General features: G+C 63.6%; 19 protein-coding genes, 1 pseudogene and 1 riboswitch. Of the genes and pseudogenes, 15 read left to right on the forward strand and 5 right to left on the reverse strand.

Annotated features, from left to right (window positions below):
* The first annotated feature begins 57 nt into the window (after window positions 1–57).
* A riboswitch (guanidine-III (ykkC-III) riboswitch) is annotated at window positions 58–120 on the forward strand.
* Between the two features lie 32 nt (window positions 121–152).
* Entirely contained in the window at window positions 153–473 is a 321-nt protein-coding gene (locus ACFUN8_RS32945) for a DMT family transporter (protein ID WP_383645820.1), read from the forward strand.
* A gap of 29 nt (window positions 474–502) precedes the next feature.
* Here ACFUN8_RS32945 and ACFUN8_RS32950 read toward each other — a convergent pair whose 3' ends face one another.
* Complete coding sequence (locus tag ACFUN8_RS32950; protein WP_383645823.1) at window positions 503–2959, reverse strand: transglycosylase domain-containing protein; 2457 nt, start codon at window positions 2957–2959, stop codon at window positions 503–505.
* Window positions 2960–3242: 283 nt separating this feature from the next.
* Here ACFUN8_RS32950 and ACFUN8_RS32955 point away from each other — a divergent pair, with 283 nt between their 5' ends.
* The 3 genes and pseudogenes from ACFUN8_RS32955 to ACFUN8_RS32965 all read left to right on the forward strand — a co-directional run.
* On the forward strand, window positions 3243–4043 hold the full coding sequence (locus ACFUN8_RS32955; protein WP_383645825.1) for an ABC transporter permease: 801 nt from the start codon (window positions 3243–3245) through the stop codon (window positions 4041–4043).
* A gap of 43 nt (window positions 4044–4086) precedes the next feature.
* Window positions 4087–4920: an ABC transporter permease gene (locus ACFUN8_RS32960; RefSeq protein WP_383645859.1), complete on the forward strand. Its 834-nt coding sequence runs from the start codon at window positions 4087–4089 to the stop codon at window positions 4918–4920.
* A 100-nt stretch (window positions 4921–5020) separates the two neighbouring features.
* A pseudogene (locus ACFUN8_RS32965) lies at window positions 5021–5338 on the forward strand (ATP-binding cassette domain-containing protein); the annotation flags it as partial.
* 248 nt (window positions 5339–5586) lie between these two features.
* Here ACFUN8_RS32965 and ACFUN8_RS32970 read toward each other — a convergent pair.
* Both ACFUN8_RS32970 and ACFUN8_RS32975 read right to left on the reverse strand, forming a co-directional pair.
* Window positions 5587–5799 (reverse strand): DUF397 domain-containing protein, encoded by a 213-nt coding sequence (locus ACFUN8_RS32970; RefSeq protein WP_383645827.1) that lies wholly within the window; start codon window positions 5797–5799, stop codon window positions 5587–5589.
* Complete coding sequence (locus ACFUN8_RS32975) at window positions 5796–6680, reverse strand: helix-turn-helix domain-containing protein (RefSeq protein WP_383645830.1); 885 nt, start codon at window positions 6678–6680, stop codon at window positions 5796–5798. The genes ACFUN8_RS32970 and ACFUN8_RS32975 overlap by 4 nt, the downstream gene beginning before the upstream one ends.
* A 214-nt stretch (window positions 6681–6894) precedes the next feature.
* Between ACFUN8_RS32975 and ACFUN8_RS32980 the strand changes: the two genes are divergently transcribed.
* From ACFUN8_RS32980 to ACFUN8_RS32990, 3 genes are read left to right on the forward strand one after another with little or no spacing between them, the layout of a single operon-like run.
* Entirely contained in the window at window positions 6895–7539 is a 645-nt protein-coding gene (locus tag ACFUN8_RS32980) for a recombinase family protein (protein ID WP_383645832.1), read from the forward strand.
* A 4-nt stretch (window positions 7540–7543) separates the two neighbouring features.
* On the forward strand, window positions 7544–8110 hold the full coding sequence (locus ACFUN8_RS32985) for an ATP-binding protein (RefSeq protein WP_383645833.1): 567 nt from the start codon (window positions 7544–7546) through the stop codon (window positions 8108–8110).
* Complete coding sequence (locus tag ACFUN8_RS32990; RefSeq protein ID WP_383645836.1) at window positions 8107–8307, forward strand: hypothetical protein; 201 nt, start codon at window positions 8107–8109, stop codon at window positions 8305–8307. Before ACFUN8_RS32985 ends, ACFUN8_RS32990 begins: the two co-directional genes overlap by 4 nt.
* A gap of 302 nt (window positions 8308–8609) precedes the next feature.
* On the opposite strand, the gene ACFUN8_RS32995 is transcribed toward ACFUN8_RS32990, so the two are convergent.
* Window positions 8610–9317 carry a hypothetical protein gene (locus tag ACFUN8_RS32995; RefSeq protein WP_383645838.1) on the reverse strand — a complete coding sequence of 236 codons (708 nt, stop codon included), beginning with the start codon at window positions 9315–9317 and terminating at the stop codon, window positions 8610–8612.
* A gap of 233 nt (window positions 9318–9550) precedes the next feature.
* On the opposite strand from ACFUN8_RS32995, the gene ACFUN8_RS33000 reads away from it, so the two are divergent.
* The 8 genes from ACFUN8_RS33000 to ACFUN8_RS33035 all read left to right on the forward strand — a co-directional run bounded on the left by ACFUN8_RS33000 (window position 9551) and on the right by ACFUN8_RS33035 (window position 14699).
* Complete coding sequence (locus tag ACFUN8_RS33000) at window positions 9551–9886, forward strand: hypothetical protein (protein ID WP_383645840.1); 336 nt, start codon at window positions 9551–9553, stop codon at window positions 9884–9886.
* Window positions 9886–10098: a hypothetical protein gene (locus tag ACFUN8_RS33005; RefSeq protein WP_383645842.1), complete on the forward strand. Its 213-nt coding sequence runs from the start codon at window positions 9886–9888 to the stop codon at window positions 10096–10098. The genes ACFUN8_RS33000 and ACFUN8_RS33005 overlap by 1 nt, the downstream gene beginning before the upstream one ends.
* A 15-nt stretch (window positions 10099–10113) precedes the next feature.
* Entirely contained in the window at window positions 10114–10353 is a 240-nt protein-coding gene (locus ACFUN8_RS33010; RefSeq protein ID WP_383645845.1) for a hypothetical protein, read from the forward strand.
* Between the two features lie 188 nt (window positions 10354–10541).
* Window positions 10542–10700 carry a hypothetical protein gene (locus tag ACFUN8_RS33015; RefSeq protein ID WP_383645846.1) on the forward strand — a complete coding sequence of 53 codons (159 nt, stop codon included), beginning with the start codon at window positions 10542–10544 and terminating at the stop codon, window positions 10698–10700.
* Window positions 10701–10748: 48 nt separating this feature from the next.
* A complete protein-coding gene (locus tag ACFUN8_RS33020; RefSeq protein WP_383645848.1) occupies window positions 10749–13031 on the forward strand; it encodes a type IV secretory system conjugative DNA transfer family protein in 2283 nt (760 codons plus the stop codon).
* A gap of 154 nt (window positions 13032–13185) precedes the next feature.
* The gene (locus ACFUN8_RS33025; RefSeq protein ID WP_383645851.1) at window positions 13186–13866 is read left to right on the forward strand and encodes a replication-relaxation family protein; all 681 of its coding nucleotides are present in this window, start codon (window positions 13186–13188) and stop codon (window positions 13864–13866) included.
* Window positions 13867–14163: 297 nt separating this feature from the next.
* Window positions 14164–14469 carry a hypothetical protein gene (locus tag ACFUN8_RS33030; RefSeq protein WP_383645853.1) on the forward strand — a complete coding sequence of 102 codons (306 nt, stop codon included), beginning with the start codon at window positions 14164–14166 and terminating at the stop codon, window positions 14467–14469.
* Window positions 14466–14699: a hypothetical protein gene (locus ACFUN8_RS33035; RefSeq protein WP_383645855.1), complete on the forward strand. Its 234-nt coding sequence runs from the start codon at window positions 14466–14468 to the stop codon at window positions 14697–14699. The genes ACFUN8_RS33030 and ACFUN8_RS33035 overlap by 4 nt, the downstream gene beginning before the upstream one ends.
* Window positions 14700–14909: 210 nt before the next feature.
* Here the strand turns inward: ACFUN8_RS33035 and ACFUN8_RS33040 are convergent, their stop codons facing one another.
* Window positions 14910–15176 (reverse strand): hypothetical protein, encoded by a 267-nt coding sequence (locus ACFUN8_RS33040; protein ID WP_383645857.1) that lies wholly within the window; start codon window positions 15174–15176, stop codon window positions 14910–14912.
* Window positions 15177–15284 lie beyond the last annotated feature (108 nt).

Consider the following 15284-nt stretch of genomic DNA (forward strand, 5'->3'; position numbering starts at 1 on the left):
GCGTTGACCCGGAAGGGCCCGGTGACGATCGTCACCGGGCCCTTCCGCCGTCTCTTTGCTACGTTTGGGGGACACCCCGACGAGACGCGCCGTACCGGGTCAAGCGAAAGACGACGCACCCCTTGTCCGCGTTTTCGCTCGGAGGTGCTCCCATGGCCTGGGTCCTGCTCATCGTCGCCGGTCTGCTCGAAGTCGGCTGGTCGATCGGAATGAAGTACACCGAGGGGTTCACCCGGCTGTGGCCGAGCCTCTTCACCGGTGCCGGAATCGTCGTCAGCATGCTGCTGCTCTCGCAGGCCGCGAAAACGCTGCCGATCGGTACGGCGTACGGCGTGTGGGTCGGGATCGGCGCGGCCGGCGCGGCTGTCGTCGGCATGGTGGCCCTCGGCGAGCCGACGACCGCCGCCCGGATCTTCTTCGTCTGTCTGCTGCTGGTGGCCGTGGTGGGCCTGAAGGCGACCTCGGGCCACTGACTACTGACCACTGACCACTGACGAGACTGTTACCGCGGACGGGGGCTGCGCGGCGCGCCGTTGCCCGTGCCTCCGTCCGCCGCTGCGCCGCCCCCGGTGTCGCCTCCGCCGCCGCCTCCGATGAGTCCGTCGGTGAGACCGTTCGTCTGCCCCTGGCTCTGGCCCTGCGTCCCGCCGTCGCCCTGACCCCCGTCCGTACCGCCGCCGCCTGTGCCGCCGTTGGTCTGGCCCGGTGTCTGGCCCTGGGTCTGCCCCTGGCTCCCGCCGGTGTCGGCGCCTTCGCTCCGCCCCTGTGCCGCGCCCGCGTCCTGTCCCGCGGTCCGGCCGGGGGCGTCGGGCTGTTCCGAGGCGCCGGGGCTCTCCGACTGCCCCGGTGACGAGGACTGTTCGGGCCTGCCGGACTCGTCGCCCGGCGGGGAGATCTCGTCCACGCCGTCCTCCAGGACCAGTTCGAAGTCCGTGGCGTCGGTGTCCTCCAGCGCCGCCGCCGTGAACTGGCCCCAGATCTGCGCGGGCGGCCCGCCGCCGTTGACGCGGGGCAGACCGAGCGCGCCGTACAGCGGCCTCTGTTGGGCCGTCTTCGGGTCCGCGCCCATGATCGCGACGACGGTCGCGAGGTCGGGCGTGTAGCCCGCGAACCAGGCGGCCTTGTCGTCCTCGGCCGTGCCTGTCTTGCCCGCCGCCGGGCGGTTCGCGGACTGGGCGGCTGTGCCCGTGCCGTCCTCCACGACGCTCTGGAGGATCGCCGTCGTGGTGTCGGCGGCCTGGCGGCTGACGGCCTGTTCCGGTCGCCCGCGCGGCAGTTGGACGGTCGCGCCGTCCTTGGTGATCTCCGTGACCAGCGTGTACGTGCCGTGCCTGCCGTGGTTGGCGAGCGTCGCGTACGCCTCCGTCATGTCGAGCACGCTCGCCGTGGCCGGGCCCAGCGCGATGGACGGCGACGCGGTGAGGTCGGGGGTGTCGCTGGGGACGCCGAGGCGGATCGCGGTGTTCCGGACCCGGGTGGGGCCGACGTCCTGGGCCATCTGCGCGTAGACGGCGTTGATGGACTTGTCGGTGGCCTCGCTGACGCTGACGGGGCCGTACGAGACGTCGTCCTCGTTGGCGGGGTCGTAGCCGGTGGACCCGTTCGGGCCTTCCACCATGCGCTTGTTGGTGCCGTCGTAGACGGTGTTGGGGGTGATCTGTTCGCCGTCCTGGGTCACCGAGTCGTTCTCGACGGCGGCGGTGAACACGAACGGCTTGAAGGTGGAGCCGACCTGGTAGTCGCGGCGGGTCGCGTTGTTGACGTACTGCCGGGTGTAGTCGACGCCGCCGTACATGGCGACGACCTCTCCCGTGCCGGGGTCGATGGAGGCACCGCCGACGCGCACGTTGCGGTCGGCCGCGCGCTTGTCGTCGACCTTCGACATCACCTGTTCGTCGACCGCGTCGACGAGGGCGTTCTGCTTCGGCCGCTGGAGCGTGGTGGTGATCCGGTAGCCGCCGCTGGCGAGGGTGTTGTCGTCGAGGACCTTGTTCTTGGTGAGGTAGTCCTCGACCGCCTGGACGATGTAGCCGCGCTGTCCCGACAGGCCGGTGGACGGCTTGGCCTTGCCGGGCACCGGGAAGACCATGGCGGCCCGGTCGGCGGGGGAGAGCCAGTCCTCCTTGACCATGCCGTCGAGGACGTAGTCCCAACGGCCCTCCGCCTGCGGTCTGTTCTCCGGGTGGACGGCGACGTCGTACGCGCTGGGGGCGTTGAGCAGCGCGGCCAGGAAGGCGCCCTCCGCGGTGTCGATGTTCTGGATGTCCTTGCCGTAGTACGCCTGTGCGGCGGCCTGGATGCCGTACGCGTTGCGCCCGAAGTAGCTGGTGTTGAGGTAGCCCTCCAGGATCTGCGCCTTGCTCTCCTCGCGGTTGAGCTTGATCGCGATGAAGAACTCCTTCGCCTTGCGGACGACGGTCTGTTCCTGGGCGAGGTAGTAGTTCTTGACGTACTGCTGGGTGATCGTGGAGCCGCCCTGGGTGCCCTTGCCGGTGAGGGTGTTCCAGGCGGCGCGGATCATGCCCTGCGGGTCGATGGCGGGTTCGTTGTAGAAGTCCCGGTCCTCGGCGGCCAGTACGGCGCGGCGGACGTGCGTCGGGATCTGGGAGAGCGGCACGTTCTCGCGGTTGACCTCGCCGTCGCGCGCGAGCTGGCTGCCGTCCTCGTACAGATACACATTCGACTGGGCGACGGCCGCGACATTGGCGGGCGGGATTTTGACGAGCGTGTAGCCGGTGATGAAGCCGCCGATCAGGAGGAGCGCGACGATCAGGAACGCGCCGAGCAGCATCCGCCAGGTGGGGAGGATGCGACGCCAGCCGGTGCGCTTGCGGCGGCCCTTGCGGCCGGTGCCTCCCTCGCGGGGCCCTCCCTCGCGCGCGCCCTTGGGCCCGTCCTTGCCGGAGCCGTGGTCCGTCGGGTCGCGCGGGGCCCAGCCCTGCTGATGCGCGTCGCTCATGTGTGCGGAGGCTCCTCGGCCAGGTCATATCGGGAGTTACGGGCTCTAGGTGCTCTGACTACTTTGCGTGCTTTGAGTGCTTCACATGGTTTACGGGCTGTACGAGCTGTACGGGTGATTCGTGTGCGGCACCATGAAACACGGTCGAACCGGCGCGAGGCCGCCGACCGGATATCCGCTCGCGATGGCTGACCCCCTTGGGCTAGGGTCGTGCGCTTTGGTGCCGTACAGCGGAAACGGCGCGGGGAGACCACACGTAACGGGACCGAGGGGGAGTGCTGACGTGCGTCTGTACGCGGCCGTCGCGGCGGGTGGGTTCCGTCGCTACGCGACGTACCGGACGGCCACGGCCGCCGGGGTGTTCACCAACACCGTCTTCGGCTTCATCGGGGCGTACACCTACATCGCGCTCTGGGAGCAGCGCCCCCAGCTCGGCGGCTACGACCTGTCGCAGGCCGTCACCTACGTATGGCTCGGCCAGGCGCTGCTGATGGCCTGCGCCATGATGGGCGGCGGCTTCGAGGACGAGCTGATGGAGCGCATCCGCACCGGCGACGTCGCGATCGACCTCTACCGGCCGGCGGATCTCCAACTGTGGTGGCTGGCGAGCGACTTGGGGCGCGCCGCGTTCCATCTGCTGGGGCGCGGGATCGTCCCCATGGCGCTCGGCGCGCTCGCCTTCGACCTGGCGATGCCCACCGATCCGCTGGTCTGGCTCGCGTTCCTCTTCTCGGTGTTCCTGGGGATCGTGGTCAGCTTCGCCGTGCGCTATCTGGTCGCCCTGTCGGCCTTCTGGCTGCTGGACGGCGCGGGCGTGGGGCAGATCGCCTTCCTGGCAGGGCTGTTCTTCTCCGGGATGCTGCTGCCGCTGACGCTCTTCCCCGGCGTCCTGGGCGAGGTCGCGAGGGCGCTGCCGTGGTCGTCGCTGCTCCAGGTCCCGGCGGACGTCTTCCTCGGCCGGCACACCGGGTGGGGACTGCTGGGGGCGTTCGCCTTCCAGGCCGGCTGGGCGGTGGCGCTGCTGGCGCTCGGGCGGCTGGTGCAGACCGTGGCGACGCGACGGGTGGTGGTGCAGGGTGGCTGACGACCTGGACAGGGCCGAGGTGAGTACGGCCGATCGCACCGAGGTGGCCGACGGGGAGTGGTCGCGCTCGCCTCTTTGGGAGGGGACGCGCGCGTACGGCCTGATCGTGGCCATGTGGATGCGGTCCACGATGACCTACCGCGCGTCGTTCGCCATGACGGCCTTCGGCAACTTCGCGGTGACCGCGTTCGACTTCCTCGCGATCCTGATGATGTTCTCGCACGTCGACCGGCTGGGCGGCTACTCGCTGCCCGAGGTCGCCTTCCTGTACGGCGCGGCGGGCGCGTCCTTCGGCCTCGCCGACCTGGTCATGGGCTCCACGGACCGGTTGGGCCGCCGGATCAGGGACGGCACCCTGGACACCCTGCTGGTGCGGCCGGTGCCGGTGCTCGCCCAGGTCGCCGCCGACCGCTTCGCGCTGCGGCGGCTGGGCCGGATCACCCAGGGTCTGCTGGTGCTCGGCTACGCCCTGGTGACGGTGGACATCGCGTGGACACCGCTGAAGGTGGTGATGATCCCGATGATGGTGCTCAGCGGCGCGGTGATCTTCTCGGCGGTGTTCGTGGCGGGCGCGGCGTTCCAGTTCTGGGCGCAGGACGCCGCCGAGGTGCAGAACTCCTTCACGTACGGCGGGACGACCCTGCTCCAGTACCCGCCCACGGTCTTCGCGAAGGACCTGGTGCGCGGGGTGACGTTCGTGGTGCCGCTGGCCTTCGTCAACTGGATGCCCGCGCTGTACGTGATGGACCGGGACGATCCGCTGGGGCTGCCGGACTGGGTGGCGTTCCTGCCGCCGGTGGTGGCGGTGGGGTGCTGTGTGCTGGCGGGGCTGGCGTGGCGGGCGGGGCTGCGGGGGTACCGGAGCACGGGTAGTTAGGGCTACGGCGGGGCCGGCCGGGCCGGGCCGGGGTACTGACGGCTGGAACCGACGGCTGGCGACCGAACGACTGGAAAGAACGACCGGAGAGGAACGCGCAATGGATTCGGACGGCTCCGGCTTCATCGAACTGGACGGCATCGAGAAGGTCTTCGACGTACGGCGCAGGGCGGGCCTGCTGCGCCGCGAGAAGCACCAGGTCCGCGCGGTCGACGGCATCAGCTTCCGCGTCGCACGCGGCGAGATGGTCGGCTACATCGGCCCCAACGGCGCCGGCAAGTCCACCACCATCAAGATGCTCACCGGCATCCTGACCCCGAGCACGGGCCGCCTGCGGGTCGCCGGAATCGACCCGCAGCGCGAGCGTACGAGGCTGGCGCGCCGTATCGGCGTGGTCTTCGGGCAGCACATCCACTTAAGCAGTGGTGAACACTGCCAGTCTATCCAGCCTTGACCCTCTCCGGGCATCGTCGTCAGACGACGCGAAACGTGCAGGTCAGAGGCTGTATGACCTGTGACTGTCGCCCAGAGGTGCGCCGGTACTGCCGTGCCGCAGACGACCGCACAGAGGCGCAAGTGATCCAGCAACGTGATCTTGATCCCAAAAAGCGCCCGACCTCGGTATCAGGTCGAGCGCTCTTGATGGGCGAACCACTGGCCGCATGATTACGGCCGGTTGAAGTCGCCGTCCACCATGCCACTCTCGAAGGCAGCCCACTCGCCAGGGGTGAAGACGAGTGCAGGGCCGTTCCCCTTGTCCTTGCTGTCTCGCATGGCGACACGACCATCGCCCAGGAACGCGACCTCCACACACTGTCCGTTGTTCTGGGAGCGGCTGGACTTACGCCACACCGCGCCCGTGAGGTCTGAACTCATCATCGCGCAAACTCCTTTGCCGCTTGGTGAAGCATGTTCTGAGTGTCTTTGGCATCCAGGGCTGCATCCCAGATCGACTTGAACGCCTGGTTGTACCGCTCGATCTCTTGCGGCTTGTCGAGGTAGAGGTCTCCGGTGAAGCCCTCCATGTAGACGGTGGTCGGCTCCATCGGCTGGCCGTCCCCATTGACAGGGAACCCGAGGATGGTGAACGGCCCGGACATGAGTCCGTGGTGCAAGCCCGCCGCGAACGGCACGACCCGCAGTGACACGTTCGGCAGTTCCATCGTCTCGGCCAAGCGGTGCAACTGGCGAGCCATTACTTCACCGCCGCCGACCGGTTGACGGAGTACCGCTTCACCAAGCGCTAGTTCCAGGGTAGGCGGGGCGGTCACCCTGGTCAGCAGCTCTTGACGTGCCAGTCGGACATGCACTCGCCGTTCGATCTCGTCGCGATCAACGTCGGGGTTGTCTGCCTGAATCAATGCACGGGCGTAGTCGTCCGTCTGCACGAGCCCCGGCACCAGATCCTTGATGTACTGCCGCAGACTGGCCGCTGCACCCTCCAACCCGATGAACAGGTCGAAGCCCTCCGGGATCACGTCGCCGTAGGAGTGCCACCAACCTCGGTTCTTCGTCTCCTTGGCCAGACCCATCAGGCCCTTGGTCAACTCGGCATCCGCGCCGTACACGCGACACATGGTCTCAACGTCCAGGCTGCGCATGGACGTTTGGCCCGTCTCGATGCGCCAGATCTTCTGATCCGACCACTCCAGCGCCGTCGATGCCGCACGCACGGTCAGCCGCGCCCGATTGCGCAGCTCACGTAGGTGTCGCCCCAGTTGACGGCGAGGCACGGTCGAGCCGCTTGCCACTTCCACCACTTGGTGTACCTCCGATCTGGAACCAATCTTACATCCGAAATGGAATCCCGAATCTGTCCAATGTGGAATGGGATATGCGCGTTCGAAAACGTGACTCCCAGATTTCCAATCTGGAGTGTTGCATATTCGACTCGTCCAGTGCTTCACTCAGTAACCCCACAGGACCGCCGCGAACACGCCATGTGATCGCAGGCATGGCGAGGGAGAGCGAAGCGTGATGAATCCGCTGATTTTCGGCTACTTGCATATCGAATCGGGGCAATCACCCGACGAGACGTTTCGCCAGGAGCGCGCACTCAAGGGCTATGCCGAACGCGAGGGCTTCAGCTTGGCGACCATCTACCGCGATGTCGGAAGCGGCTCACGATCCGGGTTCGCCGCTTTGGTCGAGGAACTTGCGCGGACGGAAACGCGTCACGTGGTTGTCCCCGCCATGGGGCACCTCCAGGAGGTGCCGACTGAGGGCGAGTTTGAAGTTCACGCCATCAAAACAAACCCTGCTCGTCCACTGGCTTACGGCTACCTGCGCGTTTTGACTGACGCCGACGACCGGAGGGCTGTTGCGCTGGAACAGAACATGAAGCGCTTCGCTGCCGCGCAAGGGCTCCAACTCACCGCCATCTACCACGAGTTCGACAGTGGTTCGATCGACGCCTTTAACGAGCTGGTGGAGGTGCTTCGCTTGACCGGCGCGCGTGACGTGTTCGTCCCCTCCTTGGAGCACCTGGCCGAGAATGACCCGCTGCAACGGGCACTGCTCGATCGGTTGGAGTGCGGCTTCTCGACCACCGTGCACTCACTGGATGAACTCCCGCACCAACAGGACGACACCACCGTCACGTCAGCCAGTCGGGAGTAGCGCCATGACGCTGCTGCGCGCGTGGGATCGCTTGACACTAGCGGCTGTCCCCACAGCGGTGAGCTGTGCACGGGCTTTCGCCACGCACACGCTCCGTTGGTGGGATGCGACCCACGTTATGGATGACGCGCTGCTCGTCGTCTCCGAGCTGGTCACCAATGCTGTCACCGCCACCGGGCCGAAGACGACCACACCCACGTGGACGGACGTCAAGGCGGAACACATCCTCGGCGTGCAGCTCCGCGTCGTGGACATGCATCTGTACGTCGAGGTGTGGGACAGAAGCCGGGAAGTTCCTGGCACCAAGCACCCCACCGCGGACGCTGAAGATGGGCGCGGTCTTCTGCTCGTCGAAGCGCTGACCAAAAGGTGGGGCACCTCCCGACCGCCGGCCGGGGGCAAGGTCGTGTGGGCTGAGTTGGAACTTTCTACGCCACCCACGCTGACGGTTGATGTACCGCCCCTCCCGCACCGGGTGCCCGCGCATGTGCGCGTCCCGGAGGGTGCGGCAAAACAGACAGTCGACACCGCGCTGATGCAGCGCATCTTGGAAGGGCTGCACAAGCTGTGAGCGTCTCCACCATCCTCCTGATCCTGCTCATACTCTGGTTGCTTTCCCGACACGACAAGCGGAAAGCCGCAGCACGACGAGCCAAGCGCAAGGCTGAGATAGCGGCCATAGTCAAGAGTCGGCCGGAAGATGCTGACCTGTTTATTGAGGTGTTGGACGAGGTCAAAGCGAAGGATGCCAAAGGTAAGCCGTCGTAGACGAAGTGCCGCACACAAGCAACGCCCCGCGACCTGGACGGTTGCGGGGCGTTCTGCGTTGCGGGTTGGTGCGGTGGATCGTCTCGACCCAAGGGGCGAGGCCGGCGTGCGGTTGGTCGTTCGGTTTCAATCGGCACACCGCACTCCTTATACGAAGAACACCCCGCGTCCACAACGGACAGCGGGGTGTTCTTCGTTGTGGAGCGGGGGTGATGGTGAGCGATGTATTCTTGGGTGTCAGCGATTGAGGATATCTTCAGCCAAGGGAATAGGGTGCCTTATAAACGCCAATTGGTTGCCCTTTAAAGTTCATCGAGAAATTTCTCCCATCGGTTGGTCGGCTTATGCTGATCGTCCACGAAGCGAGCTTTCCATGCCTTCACGGCATCCTCATCGCTCACACGTTCCAGAAGGGCATTGAACTTAGCATCAAACTTGTCAATATCACGGGAATGCACTTCCCGAGCTACCCAGTGACGGTCCTCCAATTTGCGAAACCAAGAAGGCCACCAGAATTTTCTCCAACCGGGCTCAAGGTTTGGATCTTTGGCGGCCAACTTGTCTCCGCGCGCCATGACGAGCACCATAAATTCAAGGTCAGCCAGTCGCTTGGCCGTCGACGTGGAGTGGTCGATCTCGTCTTGCCGTTCGACCTCAGTGAGATTCGGCGAGCACTCGATGATGATGCGTGCAAGTTCCTCGCAACCATCCAATTCGCGGCGGTCCAGTGTCCGAAGGCTTAGCGACAACACCTTGACGGCAGCAGCTCTGCGCTCCTTCGTCTGTCGGGTAGTGGGGCCCTCCAGGCCGAACGCGTACTTCACCGCGATCCGCTGCTCGGTATCACTTATCTCGCCCACCAGCTTGACGAGCGCCTTGAAGGACTCCTTCACCGTTGCAGCCCCGAGATGTTTTGTGAGAGTCACCTGCTGGCGGAGGCGCGCTTCGGTGAGTCCGCTGCCAGCACGAAGTGCCTTGAGTTCGGTAAGAAGCGTCTCTTCAAGACTCACTTTGGCAGCCCCTTGTCAGCCCGCTGTCACGGCGCTCTGACATCCCCGTGGCGACGCACCGTCAGGCGGATGGCAGCTCGCAGTCATGCCACCTGGACGTTAGCAGCTTGATTGCTCGCCTCACCGGACAGTCGCCGTGCAGGTTGAAGGAGGAAGCCAGTCAGCTCTAGCCGGCTCCCGAAGAGGCACTAGATCAACCGCGACGCACCTGACCACGAGGAGAGGACGAACCGATGGGCAGCGAACTGATGCTTGGCGACGACGGACAAGAGGACGGCCGCGGTGGGTGGTTGAACCGGCAGTCCAAAGAGCAGCGGGCGCTCCAGGCCCGCGCCAAGCGTGACGGTGCGAACCTGCTGTACGAGGCGCAGAAGCAGGAACTCACCGCCGCGCTGCGTATGCGGCTGACCGAGAACGCCATGCACGACATCACCGACGTGGTTGGGCTGGCTCAACAGCTCTCGGCCGGTGACCCGTACTTGGCTCAGGAGCTTCACAAGATCGTGCAGGACTTCGCCCGCCAGTCCGGCCGTGACGTCCGGAACTTCGGCAACGGGCTCGGTCTCTGATGGATACGTACGAGCTGGTCGTGTTCGTCATCAGCTGCACGATCGTCGTGCTTGGTATCCCGTGGGTCATCTACGAGGCGATCAAAGAAAGCCGCGAGGAACGCCGCCGGGCGCCGCGCACCGCTGAACAAGTCTTTATCGACATGCGCATTCGCAAGCACGACACCATGCGGCGGCTGCGTGACGTCGCCCGAGATCACCGAAACAAGTAAGGAGAGCTGTTTTCCATGTACCAAGCGGTCAGCGATGGCAGCCAAGGGGGCGGGGGTGGTGTGTCCGCCGTCATCCTGATCGCTCTGGCGATCTGGGTGCTCTCTCGGCTCGATTCGTCAAGCGAACGAACCAAGAAGGCACAGCGCAAGCGCGAGATAGAAACCATCGTCCACAGTCGCGCTAGCGACGCCGACCTTTTCCAGAAGGTGCTTGACGACCTGAAAAAGGAAGCACGCGACCAGCGCCGTCGGTAACGCGTGGCTTCAGATCGCACCGGCCCCCGCTCGACTCGTCGCCCGTAGGTGAAGGCAGCCACTCGTTGGCCAACGCCACACCAACGTCATGCGGTCAGCCGGGCGGGGGCCGCGTGGTTGGACGTCACCACTCATCCCACCGCCGGCCCCGACCGTGGGTCGGCGTCTTCTCCCAGAGAGGTTCTGCCGTGAAGAAAGCTCGCAACTTTCTGTTGCTGCTTCTGCTTGCCGCGCTGACGATTCAGGCGCTGTCGATGGCGCTGCTGCCGCTCGTGCCGTACATCGTGAGCGCACTCGCCATCGTGTTGGTCATGGGCTTTGTCTACTACAAAATGACACGGTGGTAAAAACTACACACCTTATACTCATGTTTCTGTGCCAAAATAAGGTATGGCATGAGTTTCACCGTATTCACATTTACCCTGGTCGTTTTGGCGCTCACAAGTGGCGCCATTTTCTTGGGACTCATGTCTATGCGTGAAGCCGACACCGGCCGTGTTCCCTACCGGCTGACCTTCCCGTCCGATCTCGCCGCCGCGCAAGTAGTCGAGTGGATCAGGCGAATAAGCGGCACCATCCACACCGGCCCTCGGCGACTGGCTGGTGTGCCGTCCATCGTGTTCGAGGTGTGGGCGGATGAACGCGGCATCATCCATCGCCTGCTCGTCCCGAAGGAGCAAGAACGCTTCATCGTGCCGCAGTTGCGCACGTTGGTTCCGGGCATCACTGTGACGCCGGATACCGAAGAACCGGCGCACGACTGGACGACGGCCGTCGAGCTGGGTCACACCAACCCAAGTCGCACGCTCGACGTCGAGGGGACGGTTCCCGCAAGCCTCCTCACCGGCATGACCAGCCTCGGTCGTGGTGAATCTCTGCTCCTTCAGTGGGTCGTGTCACCGGCTGTCCGTCAGCGTCCACCCGCTCAGGGCCGCGAAGTACACAGCACGCATTACAGCGTCGTGGGGCAGCTTCTCGGCAGCACCAAGGGGGCGGGCAAGGACGAGATCAACGACCGCCGTGCCAAGCTGAGTGAACCCAACTTCATCGGCGTGCTTCGGCTGGCAGCTCGGGGACGGAACAAGCGCCATGCGATGAGCTTGCTTGCTCCTCTTCGTGACACGCTCCGCAGCGTTGGCGGCCAGTTCAACGGCTTCAAGAAACGGCTAGTGCCCGAGGGCAGCGTCATCAAGCGCGTGACGCAGGCCAGCAGTCCGGCGCTTTACCCGGCGCAGGTGTCCGCCTCAGAACTCGCCAGCCTCGTTGCGTGGCCGGTAGGTGGGGCGCACTTCGTCGGCCTGCCACGGGCGCGAACTCGACAGCTTCCAGCAACAGCAGCGATCCCACGATCAGGGGTCGTTCTCGCTCTCTCGACCTTCCCGGAACAGAAGGATCGGCCGCTCGCGCTTGGTGTCAGACAATCAACCCAGCACATGCAGATCGTAGGCCCGACCGACTCAGGCAAGACGACGCTGCTGAGTAATATTGGTGTTCAAGCGATGGAGGCCGGCCGCGGCCTGGTGCTCATCGAGTCCAAGGGCGATTTGTTCAAAGCGATCCGGGATCGGGTGCCAAGTCACCGCGTTCAAGATGTCGTCCTCTTGGACGTGACCGACACGGATTACCCGGTCGGCTTCAACGTCTTGCAGGGCAGCCCCTACGTGGTGGCCTCTGATATCCAGCGGCTCTTTGACCACCTGTACCCGCAGGATGCCCGAGGCGTGCGCGTACGGCAGGGGTTCTATCACCTCATCCTGACGCTGCTGATGAGCCGCAACGCCACAACGCCCATGACGTTCGCGGATATTGGTGCGCTGGCCGTGCCGAGGGCGGATCAGGCGGAGTTCTCCGACAACTTGATTCGCGGCGTTTCGCACGTCGAGGAGCTGGCGGGTTGGTGGCAGGACATCACCAACATGCCGCGCACGCAAAGAGATTCCTACTTTCAACCGATCGTTGACAGGACGTGGCAGCTCAACAACCGCCGATCCATTCGCAACATCATCGGGCAGAGCAACAGCACCGTTGATCTGCGCGAGGTGATCCGGAGCAATAAAATCCTGATCGTCAATCTGGGGCGTGGCACCGAAGGAAAAGACACGGCCGGACTGGTTGGCAGCCTGCTGCTGAACGCGATTTGGAGCGCTGTGCAGGGTGGTGCGGCGAATCCATCCAATCCAACGACGCTCATCCTCGACGAGTTCCAGGACTTCATTAACCTCCCGATCGCACCGGCCGACATGTTCGCCCAAGCGCGCAGTATGGGGCTCGCTATGACGGTGGCACACCAGCACCTAAGTCAGCTCTCGCGTGAGTTGCAGGACGCCACCCAGAACAACGCACGTTCGACGGTGGCGTTTCAAACGTCCGCCGACGAGGCCCGGCACTTTGCCCGCCAGTTCGGCCGCAGCGTCAGCGACGAGGATTTCATGAACCTTGGTAAGTACGAGGTTTTGATGCGCCTCGCTACCACCGAGGGTGTGAGTTCACCTGTCACCGGAAAGACACTGCCGCCGGTAGAACCGACCGGCTTTGCGAACGAGGTGCAGCGCCTGTCTCGTGAACGTTATGCCCGACCGGTGGCCGAAGTTGAAGCAGAGATATCAGCGCGTCGCGGCACGCAGCCGAGGCCGGAGCGACCTAACCGACCACGATTCGGCGGGCCACGTAGCGCATAAGGCGCAGGGGGCGGGCTTCACAGTCCGCCCCGACCTAGGCGAACCCCCTGGGGTAACCGTAGGCCAGCCCCAGGCGTACACCCACCCCGGCACGTCGCCTCACCAGCGACGATGCCGCCCCCGACAGCATGACTATCTATGGAGCACACTCAATATGGAACTAACCTACCGAGACTATGAAATCCTTAAACTGGTTGGCACCTTTGGCCAACTAGCTTCAACGCATCTGAAAGAACTTGTCTTTGCGGATCGCTCGCACACCATCCCCGACACCGTTCTAAAGCGCCTGAAGCACCACGGGTACCTTTCCGTCGTCGGCAGGCGTGCCAGTGGGGATAAAGGCGGTGCAGGCGCGTACACGTACAAGCTCGGCCGGTACGGCCGTTCTCTGCTGACCGTCAACCGCACGGCCTCGCCCAATGTGAACGACCACGCCCTCATGGTCGCAGACACCTACTTGGAATTGAAGCGCGCGGAAAATGCTGGGATTCTAAAGGTGCGTGACTGGGAGGTTGAACGCTCGGTGCCACCGCTCGTCCGTGCTGACCTTTTCGTCGCCGTCGAATACCCACAGCAGGGGCGCATAGGTCAATACTTCCTAGAGATCGACCGCCAAAGCGAAGCACCAAAGCGCATCCGCGAAAAGGTGGCGGGTTACTGGCGGGCCGTCGAAAGCAGCACGGCCGACTACTTCCCGTTCGTGGTGTTCGTCGTGAAGAACGAAGCACGCAAACGCGAGCTTGAACGCCTGTTTAAGCAGCTTCCGGGCGACCAACAAGAGATGGTGCGGGTGTACCTGCTGAATGAGCTTATACCCGCGCTCATGCGTCTTTGATTGCGTTGACTTTTCTACACCGTTAACAGGGGTAAAAGGTATTGATTAACAGAGGTGAAAGGCGCATAATAAAGACATAAAGTAAGAGCCCTGCTTGCGACAGGACTCCCACAGGTTTCGGCTAGAATAAGTAGCCAAAACCATTGCTATTATTAGCACCTCCTGTCGCATTGGGCAAGGAGGTTATTTTTTACCCAGAACAAGACATCCCGAAGAACGAACCAATTAAAGCAACGTAAACAGCGCCGGAAGCTCGACCGCTCGGGTCGGTTTCCTACGGCGCAGGAGATCAGCAGAATGAGGATTCAGAACATAGCAAACAAGATTGAAGCGTTAGGCGGCACTTGCCAGATCGACGCCCACCCGCGAGAGGACAGCCGTCACATAGTCAGGCTGATTGGCAAGCTCGGCCGGTATGACATTGAAGCGATTGACTACGGCGCACCATCGCCACTAGCTACGGATGCGGACGTGTCGGCAATCGCTTTTAAGCAGGAACACGACGAGTCTGACCCGATGACCGACTATTTCGCATGGATGTTCTTGCGCACGATCGGGTCGCTTGAAATGCTGGCACCAAAGAACGCAAAGGTTGCGGCATGAGTGAGCGGCAATCATGCACCCGCGAGGATCTACAGGTCGTGCTTAACGTGCCGAGCTACTGGGGTGTCACGGATGATGGTTCAGCGGATTGGGGCGACCATCAGGGCGATGGTGATGCCGATAATTTCGACAGCTATCACTGCGACGACTGCGGCGTGTTCTTCGCCGAGCCGGAACGCGCCGATTCCTGGAAAGCGGCACTTGACCACCTGACTGCGAAGAAAGCGTGACATGGCGCGCTTCAAGGTGGTAGGCAACCACATCGTAGACACCTGGGGTGGTGGTGTCATTGTCGGTGAAGCAGTGCGAGCCAAACGACGAGGCTTTCCAAAAAGAGTGCGCAACCAAGTTGAACAGAACGCCGCCATAGCGGTCGGGATCGTGCTTGGTTGCTGGTTATCCTTCCTGATACTGCCCGCGTAAAAGCGTGGCGATCAGCCTTACAGCTCGCGCAGTTGAACTGTTTCGCTACGCGATCCAAAGTTTTGAAGATGCACGATTAGGTGAATGGTGCCATCCGGGTTAACGAGGCGTGAGTCAGATTGGCTCACGCTTGCCGGTATGGATACCTGTTGCAACTCCAGTATGGGCAACAAAAGCCCATTCTCATACTCGCCAAAGTCCACGTTACGTATTTCGTGCGGTGGAATCACGATCGGTGGCGTTAAGCCGTTTTCCTGCATCTGTGTGTGGATAGTGCGTGTCACGTCTTCCCTTGCTCCTTTGGGTTTGGTTAATGATGACACCCCCAAAGCGCGAAGAAGTAAAACAACAGCGACTACCGCCAGTTACCACACGCGACCGCCACCCCCAGA

Origin of the sequence: Streptomyces sp. NPDC057307, assembly GCF_042667665.1 — a bacterium.
Classification (GTDB): Bacteria; Actinomycetota; Actinomycetes; order Streptomycetales; family Streptomycetaceae; genus Streptomyces.